The 16,055-nt window shown below is 35.4% G+C and carries 15 protein-coding genes; 5 read left to right on the top strand and 10 right to left on the bottom strand.

Annotation, left to right across the window (positions count from 1 at the left end; translation table 11 throughout):
- Positions 1-63 precede the first annotated feature (63 nt).
- The 4 genes from N2Z58_00225 (at position 64) to N2Z58_00210 (ending at position 7,164) form a co-directional block, all read left to right on the top strand.
- Positions 64-1,863 carry a M3 family oligoendopeptidase gene (locus N2Z58_00225; protein MCX7653094.1) on the top strand — a complete coding sequence of 600 codons (1,800 nt, stop codon included), beginning with the start codon at positions 64-66 and terminating at the stop codon, positions 1,861-1,863.
- The gene (locus N2Z58_00220) at positions 1,841-2,884 is read left to right on the top strand and encodes a galactose mutarotase (GenBank protein ID MCX7653093.1); all 1,044 of its coding nucleotides are present in this window, start codon (positions 1,841-1,843) and stop codon (positions 2,882-2,884) included. Before N2Z58_00225 ends, N2Z58_00220 begins: the two co-directional genes overlap by 23 nt.
- Positions 2,885-3,169: 285 nt before the next feature.
- A complete protein-coding gene (gene dnaK, locus N2Z58_00215; GenBank protein MCX7653092.1) occupies positions 3,170-4,975 on the top strand; it encodes a molecular chaperone DnaK in 1,806 nt (601 codons plus the stop codon).
- A gap of 173 nt (positions 4,976-5,148) precedes the next feature.
- A complete protein-coding gene (locus N2Z58_00210) occupies positions 5,149-7,164 on the top strand; it encodes a methyl-accepting chemotaxis protein (protein MCX7653091.1) in 2,016 nt (671 codons plus the stop codon).
- Between the two features lie 102 nt (positions 7,165-7,266).
- Here the strand turns inward: N2Z58_00210 and N2Z58_00205 are convergent, their stop codons facing one another.
- Genes N2Z58_00205 through N2Z58_00160 form a run of 10 tightly spaced genes read right to left on the bottom strand, consistent with a single transcriptional unit; the run spans position 7,267 to position 14,748 of the window.
- Complete coding sequence (locus N2Z58_00205) at positions 7,267-7,947, bottom strand: zinc metallopeptidase (protein ID MCX7653090.1); 681 nt, start codon at positions 7,945-7,947, stop codon at positions 7,267-7,269.
- A 27-nt stretch (positions 7,948-7,974) separates the two neighbouring features.
- Positions 7,975-8,505 carry a GNAT family N-acetyltransferase gene (locus N2Z58_00200; protein ID MCX7653089.1) on the bottom strand — a complete coding sequence of 177 codons (531 nt, stop codon included), beginning with the start codon at positions 8,503-8,505 and terminating at the stop codon, positions 7,975-7,977.
- An 11-nt stretch (positions 8,506-8,516) separates the two neighbouring features.
- Positions 8,517-9,338 carry an ABC transporter ATP-binding protein gene (locus tag N2Z58_00195; protein ID MCX7653088.1) on the bottom strand — a complete coding sequence of 274 codons (822 nt, stop codon included), beginning with the start codon at positions 9,336-9,338 and terminating at the stop codon, positions 8,517-8,519.
- 26 nt (positions 9,339-9,364) lie between these two features.
- On the bottom strand, positions 9,365-9,760 hold the full coding sequence (locus N2Z58_00190) for a type II secretion system GspH family protein (protein ID MCX7653087.1): 396 nt from the start codon (positions 9,758-9,760) through the stop codon (positions 9,365-9,367).
- 33 nt (positions 9,761-9,793) lie between these two features.
- Positions 9,794-10,897, bottom strand: coding sequence for a DNA polymerase III subunit beta (gene dnaN, locus N2Z58_00185; GenBank protein ID MCX7653086.1), 1,104 nt, complete (start codon positions 10,895-10,897; stop codon positions 9,794-9,796).
- Positions 10,898-10,913: 16 nt separating this feature from the next.
- Entirely contained in the window at positions 10,914-12,077 is a 1,164-nt protein-coding gene (locus tag N2Z58_00180) for an HD-GYP domain-containing protein (GenBank protein ID MCX7653085.1), read from the bottom strand.
- A gap of 59 nt (positions 12,078-12,136) precedes the next feature.
- Positions 12,137-12,325, bottom strand: coding sequence for a hypothetical protein (locus tag N2Z58_00175; protein MCX7653084.1), 189 nt, complete (start codon positions 12,323-12,325; stop codon positions 12,137-12,139).
- A 53-nt stretch (positions 12,326-12,378) separates the two neighbouring features.
- Entirely contained in the window at positions 12,379-12,969 is a 591-nt protein-coding gene (locus tag N2Z58_00170; protein ID MCX7653083.1) for a phosphate propanoyltransferase, read from the bottom strand.
- Between the two features lie 42 nt (positions 12,970-13,011).
- Positions 13,012-14,130, bottom strand: coding sequence for a 50S ribosome-binding GTPase (locus N2Z58_00165; protein MCX7653082.1), 1,119 nt, complete (start codon positions 14,128-14,130; stop codon positions 13,012-13,014).
- A gap of 21 nt (positions 14,131-14,151) precedes the next feature.
- Entirely contained in the window at positions 14,152-14,748 is a 597-nt protein-coding gene (locus tag N2Z58_00160; protein MCX7653081.1) for a GNAT family N-acetyltransferase, read from the bottom strand.
- Between the two features lie 488 nt (positions 14,749-15,236).
- Between N2Z58_00160 and pgeF the strand changes: the two genes are divergently transcribed.
- The gene (gene pgeF / locus N2Z58_00155) at positions 15,237-16,034 is read left to right on the top strand and encodes a peptidoglycan editing factor PgeF (protein MCX7653080.1); all 798 of its coding nucleotides are present in this window, start codon (positions 15,237-15,239) and stop codon (positions 16,032-16,034) included.
- The last annotated feature ends 21 nt before the right edge of the window (positions 16,035-16,055 follow it).

The raw sequence follows: 16,055 nt of genomic DNA, 5'->3' as shown, positions 1-16,055 counted from the left end.
ACACTTTGTGATATAATTTTGTATGCGAACTAATATTTGAATCTTTTATTGGAGGTGTCAGCTATGAGATGGGACTTAACAAACATTTACAGTTCATTTGACTCGGAAGAATTTCTCTCAGATCTGAAAAATCTAGAAAACGATCTAAAAGAATTTACATTGTGGTGCAATGAAAATCTACAAGTGAACCAGAACAAGCATCAAGTAGAAGATAAACTCGAGTATGTGATAAACAAGTTCAACGATCTTTCGTTAAAAGCAAGTAAATTGTACAATTTTGCAAGTCTAACATTAAGTGCTGATTCGAACAATGAAACTGCATCAAAATACCTTGATATTATCAGAAGCAAGCTTGTTGATCTATCGATGATTCGAACAAAGTTAAGAAAATTTTTGAAAGAGTCTGAGATAGATTTTGAAAAATTGAATTCACCTACATTACAGTCCCATTCATATGTTCTAAAAGAACAAAAGTTACTATCAAAATATATGCTCTCGGAAAACGAAGAAAAGATTATAAGTCTTATGAGATTAACAGGTGGCAACGCCTGGAATAATCTTTATGAAAAGACAACGTCAAATTTAATGTGTGAGTTGGAGATTAACGGTGAAGTTAAAAAGCTTCCATTAATGAAAGTAAGAAACATGGCTTATGAACGCTCAGAAGAATTGAGAAAAAAGGCATATGAATCAGAATTAAAAGCTTGTGAAAAAGTTTCTGACGTGATCGCACAATGTTTAAACAACATAAAAGGGGAATTTATCACAGAAGTCAAATTGAGAGGCTACACTTCCCCACTTGAACCTATGCTTTTTGAAAATAGAATAACAGAAGAAACGTTTAATGCGATGATGGAAGCTGTTAAAGAATCAATGCCCACGTTAAGAAAGTATTTAATAAAGAAAGCACAGTTATTAGGTTATGAGAATGGACTTCCATGGTACAATCTGTTTGCCCCAATCGGTGGATACGATAAGAAATGGACATTTGACGAAGCAAGAAAATTTATTGTAGAAAAACTTTCCACATTCTCTGAAGAGCTTGGTGCCTTTATAGATCAAGCCTTTGAGAAAAGATGGATAGATGCCGAAACACGTCCAGGAAAACGTGGAGGTGCTTTTTGCTCGTCTGTTAAAGCCTTAAAAGAGTCCAGAATACTTATGAGTTTCGATGGTACACTTGACAATGTTCTGACGCTCGCACACGAATTGGGACATGCATTTCATAACTATTGTCTCAAAGATGAAACACCTTTGAACAGTACAACTCCTGCGACACTTGCAGAAACAGCTTCAATATTTAACGAGACTCTTTTGCTCAGTACAATCAAACAAGAAGTAAAAACCGACGAGGAGAAATTGGCATTACTCGATAAAGAACTTTCGGATGCCGTGCAGATAATTATTGATATCTACAGCAGGTTCTTATTCGAAAGTGCAGTTTTTGAAAAAAGAAAGAATGGTCCATTAAGTGTTAACGAATTTAAACAGTTAATGTTGGATGCCCAAAAACAAGCTTATGCCGATGGATTGGACCATAACTTTTTGCATCCATACATGTGGATTGTGAAACCACACTATTATTCGCCAACATTTCACTTTTATAACTTCCCGTACACATTTGGAATGTTGTTTGGACTTGGCGTGTATTCAATGAAAAACGAAGACGGATTTTTTGAAAAATACAAAAAGCTTTTGTCATCAACTGGCAAAGGCACAGCCGAAGAAGTTGCAAAAAGTGTAGGAATAGATATAACTAAGAAAGACTTCTGGAAGGCTTCGCTGAACATTTTAGAGAGTGCAGTCGAAGAATTTCTGAAAATACAGGGGGCAGAGAGACATGAAATCAGAATGCAAAAGTAGATATTTTGGTAACACTAAGGAAGGGATAGCTGTAGATGAATATACCTTAATTAACGAAAAAAGAACGACTGCTAAAATACTCACCTACGGTGGTATTATTAGAGAGCTTTGGGTACCATCGAAACAAGGGAAATTTATCGATGTTGTACTTGGATACGATACACTTGAAGAATACGAGAAAAATCCTGGTTTCCTTGGTACGATCGTGGGAAGATTTGCCAACCGAATAGCTTATGGAAAATTTGAAATCGATGGTGTAAGTTATCAACTGGCCTTAAATGATAGAGGTAGACCAAATTCGTTACATGGTGGATACAAAGGTTTCCATACGAAGGTTTGGAAAGCATCTTCAAGTGTAACACCAGAAGGTGTAAAGCTTACATTAAGATACCTTAGTCACGACGGAGATGAAGGATATCCGGGTAACCTCGATGTAACAGTCATCTATACACTTACTAATGATAACGAACTGAAGATTGAATATTTCGCCACAACGGACAAACCTACAATAGTTAATTTGACTCAACACAGCTATTTTAATCTTGCTGGTGGTGGAAAGATTTATGATCATTACGTAATGATAAATGCAGATAAATATACACCGGTAAATGAGTACCTCATACCTACCGGTGAAATAGCCCAAGTTGAAAATACACCTTTTGATTTAAGAAAACTCACAAAAGTTGGTCAAGCTATACAAAAGTTAATGGACTCACCAGCAAGAGGCTTTGACTTTAACTTTGTACTGAACGGTAACTTAGCAGCAATAGTGCAAGAGCCTGTAACAGGGATAAGAATGGAGGTTTATACAACAAAGCCCGGACTGCAATTTTATACGGGGAATTATTTGGCTGGATTAAAAGGCAAATATGGTCAAATATACGATCAGCATACTGGTTTTTGCCTTGAGACGCAATATTTTCCTGACTCTCCAAATCATAAGAATTTTCCAAACACCGTACTAAGACCAGGTGAAGTTTACAAACATAACACAACTTTCAAATTCACAATCACAGAATAAAAAAAAGAAGGCATGGTTTTCCATGCCTTCTTTACTAATAATGCTAATTTATTGGTGAAACAGCTAACTTAACAGGTTTCAAGTCAAGCAAAACATTGAGCGCTCCGTATGTTTCAACCTCATTTATCTTTCCCCATAATCATTTTGGTTTGTTATCAATTCAAACCTAAAAGGTTATTGCTTTAAAACCTCAAATATTTTTTATTATCACTCTTGACAAATGAGTGCTAACAATGTAAAATATAATTGATGATTGCGAGAAAAATATTTTGGAGGTGGAGATATATGGCAAAAAAGGAGTATGTTGTAGGTATCGACCTTGGAACAACGAACTCTGTGATTGCGTGGATGAAACCAGATGGTTCCATAGAAGTTATTCCTAACGCCGAAGGTAACAGAACCACACCATCTATAGTTTCATTCACAAAATCTGGAGAGATACTTGTTGGTGAACCTGCTAAAAGGCAACTTATACTGAACTCAGATAGAACCATAAAATCTATAAAAAGAAAAATGGGTTCAGATTACAGGGTGAGGATCGATGACAAAGAATATACCCCACAAGAAATCAGTGCATACGTACTCAAAAAACTTAAGAAAGACGCAGAAGAGTATCTTGGTGGTGAAATTAAAAAGGCAGTTATTACTTGTCCAGCTTACTTCAACGACGCACAACGACAAGCTACAAAAGAAGCTGGTATCATAGCTGGTCTTGAGGTGCTTAGAATAATCAACGAACCAACCGCCGCTGCTCTCGCTTACGGTCTTGATAAAATGGAAGGTGAAAGAAAGGTCCTTGTATACGATCTTGGTGGTGGTACTTTCGATGTATCTATTCTCGAAATAGGTGGCGGAGTTATTCAGGTGATTGCCACAAGTGGAAATAATCATCTTGGAGGAGATGATTTTGACCAAAGGATTATTGATTATCTTGCAGACGAGTTTAAAAAACAATACGGTGTTGATTTGAGGAGTGATAAGCAAGCACTTCAGAGATTAAGAGATGCAGCCGAGAAGGCAAAGATTGAACTTTCATCAAAGCTTGAAACAGACATCAGCTTACCTTACATTACGGCAACGGCTGAGGGTCCACTGCACTTAGAGATGAAATTGACAAGGGCAATGTTTGAATCACTTACAAGAGATCTTGTTGAAAAGACAAGAGAACCTGTCGAGAGGGCTTTAAGTGATGCAAAACTTTCGCCAAGAGATATAAATGAAATAATACTCGTTGGCGGTATGACACGAGTACCTATGGTTCAAAAGTTCATAAAGGATATATTTGGTAAAGAGCCAAACAAAAGTGTTAATCCTGATGAGGCAGTTGCTATAGGTGCAGCTATTCAAGCAGCTATACTCGCTGGTACAGAAGGTGCAAAGGATAAAGATGTTGTACTTGTAGATGTAACACCTTTGACACTTGGTGTGGAAGTTAAAGGAGGATTGCTTGAACCAATCATCCCAAGGAATACGACGATACCAATTAAGAAAAGTAAAGTCTTTACAACTGCTGAAGATGGCCAGACAAGTGTTGAAGTTAGGGTGTATCAAGGTGAACGTGCAATGGCAAGGGACAACATATTCCTTGGTAGCTTCCAACTTGTTGGAATTCCACCTGCCCCAAGAGGTGTACCACAAATTGAAGTTACTTTCGACATAGACAGCGATGGTATAGTGCATGTATCTGCTAAGGATCTTGGAACTGGTAAAGAACAATCAATGGTTGTAACAGGAAGACACCAATTGAGCAGTGACGATATAGAAAGAATGATTAAAGAAGCCCAAATGTATGAAGAGCAAGACAAAAGAAAACGTGAGGAAGTTGAACTTAAAAACAAAGCAGACGATATGGCTTATCATATCGAAAAGATCCTAAAAGAAAACGAAGGTAAGGTACCTGTTGAAACGAAAAATAGACTCGAAGAGATAATAAAAGATCTTAGAGATGCTATCAACAAAGACGATATCGCTAAAGTCAAGATGCTTTACGATGACTTGCAAAGAGAAAGTATAAAGATTGGCGAGTATATTTACAAACAACAGGCACAAGGAGGTACTGGTTCTGCCTCAACCGGTAGCTATGAAAGTTAGTTGCAAGAGTCAATCTTCAAACCTGATATAAATTGATTGTAAACTGGACACCGCTTAGTAGGGTGTCCAGTTTTTGTTTTATTGGAAATGTCAAATGCTTATTATTCTCTGTACTTTATGATATAATAAGCATACCTAAACAAAAATATTACTATGGAGGAGGGGGGTTATTGATGGGAAACATCTTAAAAAACTTTCTTTTTTGGATTGCTGGAATATTTTTAATCGTTATTATTATACTTTTGATGTCTGTTTATAGATCTTCTTTTGATGTGACGGAGTTCAAGGATGTAAAGCTTTCAGTTGATGGCAAAGATTCAAGTTTCCCTGCGTTTCTGATATTTAAGGACAATGAGGAACACAAAATTACCATGGAGATAGATGGAGAAAAATATGAAGGGAAAACACTCGCTGCAGCATTCACGGCCAACAGGTACATTAAGATTTTTAAAAACAATGAGTTGATTTTTGAACTTTCTGATATAAATGGTAATTTAAATAGTTGGCATCGATACATACCTATATTGCTTGAAGGAAAGATTAGAATAGAGTTATGCTTTGTCAGTAACGGTGGTATAGAGAAAAAATTTTTCATAGGCGAAAACAAAGAAATTATGAGGTTTATAGAACGCGCGAATCTTATTGAATCGAGTATGTTCTACCTTGGTACAGGATTCATGTTGGCGTTTTTTGTGGTTGGTGTGCTCTTATTCTACGGTCTAAAAGAAAAAGCGTTCTTATTTGGTAGTTTGGCTATTACGTTCCCCGTTTTAACAGCTATCGATGAAATGAATTTGTTTTTGATCCCTGTTCTTCTTTGGAAAAAAATAGCTATTGTCGGTGCTGCAGCTGCTATGTTCATGGCCTTTTTGTTCGTTAAAGAGATTTTTAAATCAAAAATTAAATTATATGAAAAGGTTTATCTTTTTGTCTATTGGATATTGTTCCTTCCAGTTTTATTTTCACCAAGTTTGGCATCATTAAGAGCCAACTATTCAAATTTTTACCTCTTTTCTCTTATACTAATATTGTATCTTTCTTACTTGTCGATTGTTGAACCAAAAAAACTGAATGAAAGATTAGTTACTATGGGATTTGCCGCTGTACTTGGTGCTACAATATTGTCCATTTTAGCCGTCGTTAAAGTTATCACTCTTGACTTTATGTTTTTCAACATTGGTCAATTGGCATTTGGTATAACTGTGGCTATTTATATAACGTCGAAAGCTATAGACTCTTTCAACGAAACTAAACGAATGAACGAAGCAATAACTAACTTAATGGAAGAACAGACCAGAGTTATACACAAATTGGTTGATTCCAAAAACAAGATAAACGAACTATCAGAAGCAACTGTTAAAGAATTAGAGGTCTTCGGCAATTTGGAGTCAGATATCAAAGAAACATTCAAGATATCACGAAACAGCCTGACAAATTTGATGGAAAGTGTGGAAAATTTCATCGGATTTCTTGACAATTTGTTCGAAACCAGTGCAAGATTTGAAAAGATAATAAACACTTCCGAGTCTTTAAATAAAGAGATTCTTGAACTTTCAAATTCAAGCAAAACTGAAAACAGCGAAACTGAGAAATTACTTATAGAATTTGAAACTAAAAGTCAGTTCTTAAGAGAAAGTTTTATAAGATTGAGTAACGATTTTGAAAAGATAAAAGATGTCACAAAAATGATAAAGGACATCGCCGTTCAAACAAATTTACTTTCTTTGAACGCTTCTATAGAAGCGGCGAGGGCAGGGGAAGCTGGAAAAAGTTTTTCAGTAGTAGCAGGTGAAATAAGACAGTTGTCAATCGAGACGGCGAAATTCGCTCAAAACATAGAAGAAAACACAGGAAATATACTTGTTCAATTTCAAAGCTTTAGCAAAGAGCTTTTGAGCTTGATAGAAAATTTGGGAATCATTATTGAAAGAAATAGAAAATTTTCCAAGTCTCTCGACAAATTTATCGTAAACGTTGATTTTATGACAAATAATTTTGAAAACATGGTTATAACATATGAAAAGCAAAAAGAGGACATAAACAGGGTTAAGGAAAATATAAAGAATATAACCAACATAGTTGAAGAGCTTGAAAGATCTTTCAAACTTATGTTAGATGCTCAAAAAAAGACATTCGAGTCTATGTATGTCATAAGTACTAAGGTGGAAGAAATTCAAAAATTTCTGTAGTTTAAAAAATCAAGAATTACGTAACTCTGGATCTTTAGGAAAATAAACTAAAAAAGTAAGGTTACCATTTAAGGTAACCTTACTTTTTATTAATTATCACTTTTAATCTCTACTTCGTGTTATTAAAATCATCCTGAGAAGTTGCAAAATTGCCATAAGTGTGGCAGCAACATAAGTCATAGCAGCCGACGAGAGCACAGCTCTTACACCTTTTAATTCATCTTTTGGCATCATTAGATTTCTCTCAAGAATCTTCATAGCACGTCTACTTGCATCAAACTCAACGGGAAGTGTTATTACCGAGAATAAGACAACAGCCAAGAAGAGTAGTATTCCAAATCGTGCAAGTCCGATTGCACCAGTTACCAGACCAATTATGAAGAATATCCAGGCTAAGTTTGACGAAAAGCTTGCAACAGGTGCTATGGCGTTTCTTATAACTATAGGAACGTAATTACTCGCATGTTGGATAGCATGACCGATTTCATGGGCTACGACACCAAGAGCAGCTATAGAATCACTTCCATACGTAGCCTGTGATAATCTTACCACCTTTTCTCTTGGATCGTAATGATCAGTCAAAGAACCAGGTATAGCCTCGACTCTTACATGGTAGAGTCCTGCCGAATCAAGAATGAATCTTGCAAGTTCTGCTCCCGTCATACCAATACGAGATTTAGCTTGAGAATATCTTGAGAAATTAGACTGCACCATGAGCTGTGCCCACAACGCCAAGAGTAATGCTGGAATCAAGATAATAAAGGTTGGATCGTAAAAAAGCATGTTTCCACCTCCTCAACTCTCTGAACTTTATAATTCTGTTTTCAACCTCCAATATTCTTCGGCAAGTATACTCATATGAATCACATCCCAATAATGTCCTTTGTAGTATCTACCTTGTCTTTCTCTTCCTTCCTGTATGAAACCACATTTTTCATAGACCCTTATAGCACGGGGATTATTTTCAAATACCTTTAGCCATATACGATTCAAATTCAGATATTCAAATCCATATCTGAGCATTAATTTTGTAGTTTCAGTACCTATACCTTTGTTCCAATACGTATGATCATATATAGCTATCCCGTATTCGGTACTCCTTGTTATCCAATCTATGTTCTTAAACCCAGCTGTGCCTACAAGTTTACCATCAACTTCTATACCCAAGGTTAAATTGTTGTGAGATATTGCATTTCGTTTTATCCATTCTTCCTCAAGAAAATTGTTTACGGGAAAGAATAAACTTACGAATTCTTTTATTTCCTCATTGTTTAAATAATCAACAAGAGCTTTTGAATCTGAAATCTCCAACGGCCTCAGCTTAACCATATCACCTTTCATTATCAATGCGATCATCTCCTCTCATAGTTCTCAACAATGTTTATTATTTCTCTTAACCCGAGATTTCTAAGATGAACAATTTCAAGTTGATTTTTATTTTCGTTCAGCTCGTCCAAGCTCATGATCTTCATTTTCTTCTCCGTGTTTACTTTGTACGTTACTGTGTAAAATTTCTCGTACCTTTCCCAAAATTCTTCAACAGTGCCAAAAAAAGCAATTTTTCCAAACTTTAACACCAAAATCTTATCGCAAACTTCCTCAATTTCATCTTCATCGTGTGTAACATATAAGACAATCTTTCCGGCATTTCTGTACTGTTTAACCAAATTCTTAACCACTTGCTTAGTCTCCACATCAAGCCCTTCCGCTGGCTCGTCTAAAAGCACTATCTGAGGATCTTTCAAAAGACTTACAGCGATCGAAACTCTTTGCTTCTGCCCTTTTGAAAGATGTGATGGTTTTAGTTTTATAAAATCTTGAATGCCAACCCTCGATGAGATTTCACTTATGATAGCCGATGATTTAAATATTTTATGGAAATATCTTAAATTATCCTCAACGCTAAGCTCTGGTATAAGTGCAACCTTTTCCGAGATGTATGACACAATCTGTCTATATTCGCGAATATTTTTAAAAACGTCTTTTTCATTAAAATGAATCATCCCTTTGGTTGGACGAAGAAAAGTTGCAACAATATTCAAAAGCGTACTCTTACCGCTTCCATTTTCGCCTATTATTGCAGCCACTTGCCCTGGAAAAAATTCCGCAGATATACCTTCTAGAATTTTTTTATTGTTCTTAAATTTTTTTTCAACGTCTTTAACTTTTAACATATTAAAACTCCTCAAAATTGAAAATTTCACATCCTAGGAACTTTAAGGATCAGTTTATTATTACTATCCAACTCAACTGATTGGTTCAATGCTCTCACTTTTAAAGGATCAATATCTGAGTTTAAGTAAGTAATCACATATGCCTTCTCCGTTTGGTTATAGATAATTTGAAATCCTTGAGGGTGTGTTGATAAATAATTATTAGTCACAAGATAACCAATTATATCCCCACTTGTTGGTGGATTTTGTTCCAAGGTTAGCATCTGAATTAATGCCTGATTAAGAACTCTAAAGTTCGAAGCAACATTGGTAGCCTTAGCTTGCTGGAGTGCGTTTATACCAACTGGCGTTGCAACAGACATTAATGCAGCTATTATCGACATCACAATAAGTAATTCAATCAGAGTAAATCCTCTTCTCAAACTTTGCACCTTCTTTTGGGTTATATTATGAAATTATGCTCTCACTGGCAAGACTATGTACATATAACCACCCACGTTCCTTGGATTAATTTGCAACGGACTAAGACTATCTACAAAATTGAATTCTATCTCTTTCTCATCGATATGACGTACAGCTTCGTTAAGAAACTTAGGATTAAAATTAACTATAAGATCTTCTCCATCTTTTGTTACAGGTATACTCTCAACAACTTCTCCGAAGTCAGAACTTTGGCTTGCGAGTTCCATAACATCATCCGTGATCTTTAACTGTACCTTTTCATTTCCTCTTTTTGCTATTATCATAACACGCTTTAACGCTTCCGAAAAATCGTCAAGGTTTAAAACTACTCTCGTCTTAAAAACTTTGGGGAGTACCCGTTTGTAATCGGGGAAATTTTCTTCAACGGTTCTCACAATCGTTGTTACATCTCCAGCGCTAAATGAAACAAGCGAGTGATCATAAGTGATATTTATAATCGGTTCTGTTGTCGTCGATAACAACTTCTCAAGTTCTTTTACACTTTTCAGTGCAACTATAAAATCAAATTCGCTCTCTATATTAAGTTTTTGCTCAGCTAATGAAAGCCTATAACCATCACTTGCAACTAACCTTAAGAAACCGCCGTGAATCTCCCAGTAAACACCGTTCAACGCTCGCATAGCAGTTTCAGTCGAGGCACAAAAGCTTACTTTATCAATCATTTCTTCTAATATTGATGTGTCTATACTAAAATTCACGCCACTCTCATCTGCTTGTACGATAGGAAACCTTTCTGTATCAGTAACTGTTGCGATACTGTATTTGGCTTTTCCACTCCTAATAATAAGTTTACCTTTTGAATATTCAAATGTTACTTCGTCTTCGGGCAGATTTTTGACAATATCATCTATCAACTCTGCATCAACCGCAAATGGTTCATTTCCTTCGTATTCTCCAACCCGCACATCAGAAATAACCGACGTTTGTAAATCAGTTGCGTGTATTCTCAAATGACCGTTAACAGGTTTAAATAACAAACACTGTAAAATAGGATCTACAGTTCTTGAACCTATTGCAGAAGATGCAATTGAAATTTTTTTCTCGATCTCTGATTTATTCACTGTAAATCTTAACATTCACTTACTCCCTCCTTTACAGCTTTGTTCTCAAGAATTCTTTGTCTACTATTTCAATGAATCCTTTCACTATATTTGGATCAAATTGCATCCCAGAGTGTTCGATTAATTCTTTCTTTGCCTCCTCAACTGTTAATCCTTTTCTGTAAGGTCTGTCACTTATCATTGCATCCCACGCGTCCACAACTGCTATTATACGGGAAATAATTGGGATATCGTCCCCTTGCAAACCGGATGGATATCCTTTTCCATCCCAACGCTCATGATGATGAAGGACATACTTTGCCAATTCTCTCAGTTCACTTGAAGTTGAAAGAAAGTCATGTCCGTAAATGGCGTGCTTTTTGATAATCTCATACTCCTGTATAGTAAGTTTACCCTCTTTATTAAGTATAGCCGATGGTACAACAATTTTTCCGATGTCGTGCACTAGTGCAGCCCAATAAGTCTTCTTTATCATTTCGTCATTTAACCCAAGCTTTTCAGCAAGTAAAGAAGCTAAATTAGCAACGTTTTTCGAATGTCCCTTAGTGTATGGATCATGATATTCAAGGATGCGAATGATAGTTAATATCATATCTTTTTGAAATTTGCCCTGATTGGACAGATAGTTGTGTGTGGCTATGAACGATGTAAAAAATCCACTTAAACTCTTTAATGTCTCTATCTCTTCCGAAACAAATGGTGAATCACGTTCGATTATAAGCTTAGCCTTCAGTTCACCACCTATGTGTATGTCAGAAACAAGAAATTTTGAATCTTTTGTTGAAATATTCAAGGATGGATCGAGCAGCCAACCAATTTTTTCTTTTTCTACAACGTAAACCCTTTCAGCAAAGTAAGGTAAGTCTGTCTTTTTAATATTTTTGAGTTCAATCGCTGAAGACTTATGATCAACCCCTGTGTGTGAAACAACTTTTCCAAATTCACCATCAAACGTTATCAAGTAACTACTTTTCACTCCTTCAAAAAAACTAAGGGAAACTTCATGCATGTTTTTGTAAAAGAGTTCTTCCCTTTGAACAACTATATCTCTGAATCTGGTTGACAAGTCTCTGAGTTTTTGCACCTGTTTTGACAAATAGTTTATTTTTGTCTTCTTCTTGTAATTTCTATATATTAGAAAGAAATTGAGCAAAACTGAGATGACTAAGAGTATAACAAATACAGTAACGTTCACCTTGAAACCTCCTAATGAGCGTACTTTTTTTGGAATAATGAGAAAATTCCATTTCAATTTCAACCACTACTTGTAACTTTAACAATTTTGACATTCTGGTCCTTTTTAATAATTCTATCTTCTGTATATAGTTCACCATCAACAATAATCAAATGTTCTTCAGGATTCAAATTCAATCTTTTCATCAACTCATATCCTTTCAAAGATTCATTAAATTCATAGATTTTAAATTCATACTCTACCTTCAAAATAAGACACCCCTTGTAACATAGAACTAAAGTACTCGACCGATAAATTACCTTTATAGTTCTTCAACAATATAGACATAATCTCCTGTCTTAAGCATTGCAGCATTTGCTTCATCAGTATCCACGTGAAATTCAAGAGCAAATTTTTCACTTACTCTTATAAGTACATCGTCAAATATAAGTCTTCGGCCTTCTTTTTCAACAACAACTTTTACGATATCTTTGTCTTTTAGACCAAATTTTTCTGCATCATTCGTATGCATATGTATATGTCTTTTGGCAAGAATCACACCCTTAGACTTAACAACACTTCCTTTTGGACCAACTATTGTAATACCAGGTGTATTTTCTATATCTCCACTATCCCTCACAGGAGGCATTACTCCAAGCTTGAAAGCGTCTGTCAACGATATCTCCACTTGTGTTTCTTTTCTTTCTGGTCCGAGAACTCTTACACCTTCAATTGCCCCTTTCGGACCAACTATTATAACCGTTTCTTTGCAAGCAAATTGACCAGGTTGACCTAAATCTTTTATAGGTGTAAGTTGGTAATCCTTTCCAAAAAGTATTTCTACGTCTTCCCTCGAAAGATGAACGTGCCTGTTACTCACTCCTGTAACAATAGGATACTCCTTCTTCTTCATATATAATACTCCTCCTCTCTGAAATCTGATAGGTAATTCATATTAATGTTTTTTAACTTTCCTTTTCGGTTTAATTAACGAAGGACGTGATTGCACGGTAACATTTTGGGGAATTTCAATTTTAAACTTAACGGGTCCTCTTTTTACGTTGATCCAACACAAACCAGGTATGGAAAGTTCATGTTCTTCATCTATCTCAAAATCAACTATTTTAAACGATAACTTGCTCACATCAAATTTTCCACAAGGCGGGTAAAGTTCTTTACCAAAATACTTTGAAAAATTTGTAATAAATTCTGTACTCTTAGTTTTATGGAAAGTAACTTTCTCCGGAGCATATATTTGGAATATCGGTCTTAGATTATGATCACCTTTTAATTCTGCTCGCAGTTTACATAATCCACTTATAAATATAACTTCATTTGGATATGGTTTAAATGTTTTGCGAGAAATCTCTCCTTTTGAAAGCACAGTAGCTTGGCATTTTGGATCGAACAGATCAATTACTCTGTCATTGACCATAATTCCCGGCGTGTCGTAAATTCTTAAGTTCCCCAACCTATGTCTTATCACACCAATAGTAGTTCCAGGATAGGGAGAAACGATTGCTTTTGAATTTGTAATCATCCTTAAAAGCGACGATTTACCAACATTTGTAACACCTATTACAAGCATATCACCTTTTAATTTGGTGAGATATTCTTGGAGTTTGCTTATTCCAAAACCATTTTTCGTACTGGTCATGAATACATTCTCTTTAGTCGCGTTTGGAATTCTTTCTAGAAGCCATTTCTTCAATTGGACTCCGCTAATGCTTCTTGGTAAGATATCAAATTTGTTTATAACGTATATAACATTCTTTCTTCCAATAATTTCATCAATCTCTGCCCTATAAGTGCCTTCAAAATCAAGTATATCTATAACATATAGGATATTATCAAACCTATCGATAAAATTTTTGAGAAACTTAGATATCTCTTCTTCATCTATTTCGCCAGTGAGCATACCATAATGTTTCAGTTTAAAACATCTTTGACACAATATCTCTTTACCTTCTTTCAAACGCTTCTCATAGACATCCAATGGTATGAATCCTGGCTTTCCAGGTCTAACAAATTGAATTTCACTACCACAACCAGGGCATTTTTCAAAATTTTTCACCATTTCACCCCTAATGAAATATCAATTTAACTCTTTAACCATTCTTACAAACACAAACTTTGTGCCTTTTATATACACCCTCTTAACCTTTTTTCCCGTGTAGCCAAGTTTTCTGTATAGTTCTATGGCTAAAGTATTTGTATTCTCCACGTCAAGTGAAATCTTACGTAAATTATGCTCGCGTGCTAACTTTTCGGCGTAATTCATCAATTTACTTCCATATCCCATTCCACGATACTTTCTGTCTATGGCAATATTAGAAATATAAAATTCATCGTTTCTAATCTTGTTTCTCATCCAAACGAGTCTGAATATTCCAAGTCTTTTTATAAGTTCAAATCCCATTATTTGATAAAGAACAACTGCCGTTTTCAGAGCACGCTTTCTAATAACATTTCCAGGGAATGCTACAAGCACACCCACAACCTTCCCCTCTTCGATTTCCAAAACATGTATATTGTCTAAGTAAAAAACAGTACCGGGAGTTTTCACAAGCCTCCCAAGTATCAGCTTCACATGAGGACCGAAGACCAAGGGTAAGAATCTTAAACCGGTTTCAAGAATCAAGCTTGCTATCACGTCTGCATCTGATAACTGCGCTTTTCTAATCGACTCCATAATTTTTCACACCCCAATTTAATTATAACATAGAAATTCCAAAAACACGATAAGAAAATCTGTATCTTACTAATGCAACAAATCATACTACTTTTTACATTATCCTTAGAGTTTCTAAGAATGTCAATCTTTTCGTCTCCTAATTCACTTTTTTGAAGTTTCTTTTGCCTGTTTAATAACAAGTGAAAATGTAAATTTCAACCGCAAGCTATTTTGTTACTTGCTTTTGCCAATCTGCTAAACGTTCCCAAACCTTGATAATTGTTAATCAAAATCATTGATAATAAATTATCTACGAATAGATCATGAGAAAGCTGAAAGAAATTCAGTGGATTATTGTGAAATATGTGGTTGCTTAATATGCTAAGCTATGCTTTAAGTCTTACAAGTTTTCCAAACATATATGAAACGACATCATATCATCTTAAACCAAGAAGAGTTTCATGGTATAATTTTCATAAAGAGCATAACCTATCGGGGGTAATAATATGCCACATTATGGGAATTACGTCATAAAAGATTTAGGAGGCGTTGTAGTCGCTCAATCAAAACTATTCCTCAACTTTACAAACATAAAGCATTACTTTACAACAAGAAAAATAACATCTCAAGAAATTCGATCATGCCTTTCCGAACTGAACATGGCCGTGAGTGATGAAAACTTTCCAAAGAATTTTGAACTTTTTTCAAAGGTATCGGGAATAGACCCAAACAAATGTGTATTTTCACATCAAGTACATGGTAAAAACATAAAAGTTGTGACATCAGAAGACATAGGACAACCGTACTGGAACAGAAAGCTTAAAGATGTAGACGGATTGATAACCAACGAAAAAGGTCTATTCTTAGTCACTACATATGCTGACTGCATGCCCATTTTAGCTTATGACCCAGTTAACATAGTCATTGGTGTCGCTCATTCAGGATGGCGTGGTACCTTAATGGAAATTGCGAAAGAATTAATACTGAAAATGAATACAGAGTTTGGTTCACATCCGGAAGAAATACTTGTTACCGTTGGACCTTCGATAGGACCTGAGAGTTTTGAAGTAGGTAAAGAAATTGCAACTGAGTTTTTCTTGAAATTCGGGCAACAAGTAATCAGCGAACACCGCGATAAGATCTATGTTAACTTATGGAAAGCAGTAGAGATTACCCTTAAATCCATTGGAGTAAAGCACATGGAGTTTTCTATGATTGATACATACAAATGCACAGAGCTGTTTTATTCGTATCGCAAAGAAAGAACGAAGAAACGTTTTGCAAACATAGTAGGAATCGAGTGATGAACTAAAAGTCTTTTCAAA

This window comes from Fervidobacterium sp., from assembly GCA_026419195.1.
Lineage (GTDB): Bacteria > Thermotogota > Thermotogae > Thermotogales > Fervidobacteriaceae > Fervidobacterium.
Note: the sequence above shows the minus strand (reverse complement) of the source record. Positions and strands in the feature narration are given on the sequence as shown.

Excerpts from the sequence above, each read along its gene's own strand:
- N2Z58_00225 (MCX7653094.1), top strand. The coding sequence starts at position 64 with ATGAGATGGGACTTAACAAACATTTACAGTTCATTTGACTCGGAAGAA.
- N2Z58_00220 (MCX7653093.1), top strand. The coding sequence starts at position 1,841 with ATGAAATCAGAATGCAAAAGTAGATATTTTGGTAACACTAAGGAAGGG.
- dnaK (MCX7653092.1), top strand. The coding sequence starts at position 3,170 with ATGGCAAAAAAGGAGTATGTTGTAGGTATCGACCTTGGAACAACGAAC.
- N2Z58_00210 (MCX7653091.1), top strand. The coding sequence starts at position 5,149 with ATGGGAAACATCTTAAAAAACTTTCTTTTTTGGATTGCTGGAATATTT.
- N2Z58_00205 (MCX7653090.1), bottom strand. The coding sequence starts at position 7,947 with ATGCTTTTTTACGATCCAACCTTTATTATCTTGATTCCAGCATTACTC.
- N2Z58_00200 (MCX7653089.1), bottom strand. The coding sequence starts at position 8,505 with ATGAAAGGTGATATGGTTAAGCTGAGGCCGTTGGAGATTTCAGATTCA.
- N2Z58_00195 (MCX7653088.1), bottom strand. The coding sequence starts at position 9,338 with ATGTTAAAAGTTAAAGACGTTGAAAAAAAATTTAAGAACAATAAAAAA.
- dnaN (MCX7653086.1), bottom strand. The coding sequence starts at position 10,897 with ATGTTAAGATTTACAGTGAATAAATCAGAGATCGAGAAAAAAATTTCA.
- N2Z58_00170 (MCX7653083.1), bottom strand. The coding sequence starts at position 12,969 with ATGAAGAAGAAGGAGTATCCTATTGTTACAGGAGTGAGTAACAGGCAC.
- N2Z58_00160 (MCX7653081.1), bottom strand. The coding sequence starts at position 14,748 with ATGGAGTCGATTAGAAAAGCGCAGTTATCAGATGCAGACGTGATAGCA.
- pgeF (MCX7653080.1), top strand. The coding sequence starts at position 15,237 with ATGCCACATTATGGGAATTACGTCATAAAAGATTTAGGAGGCGTTGTA.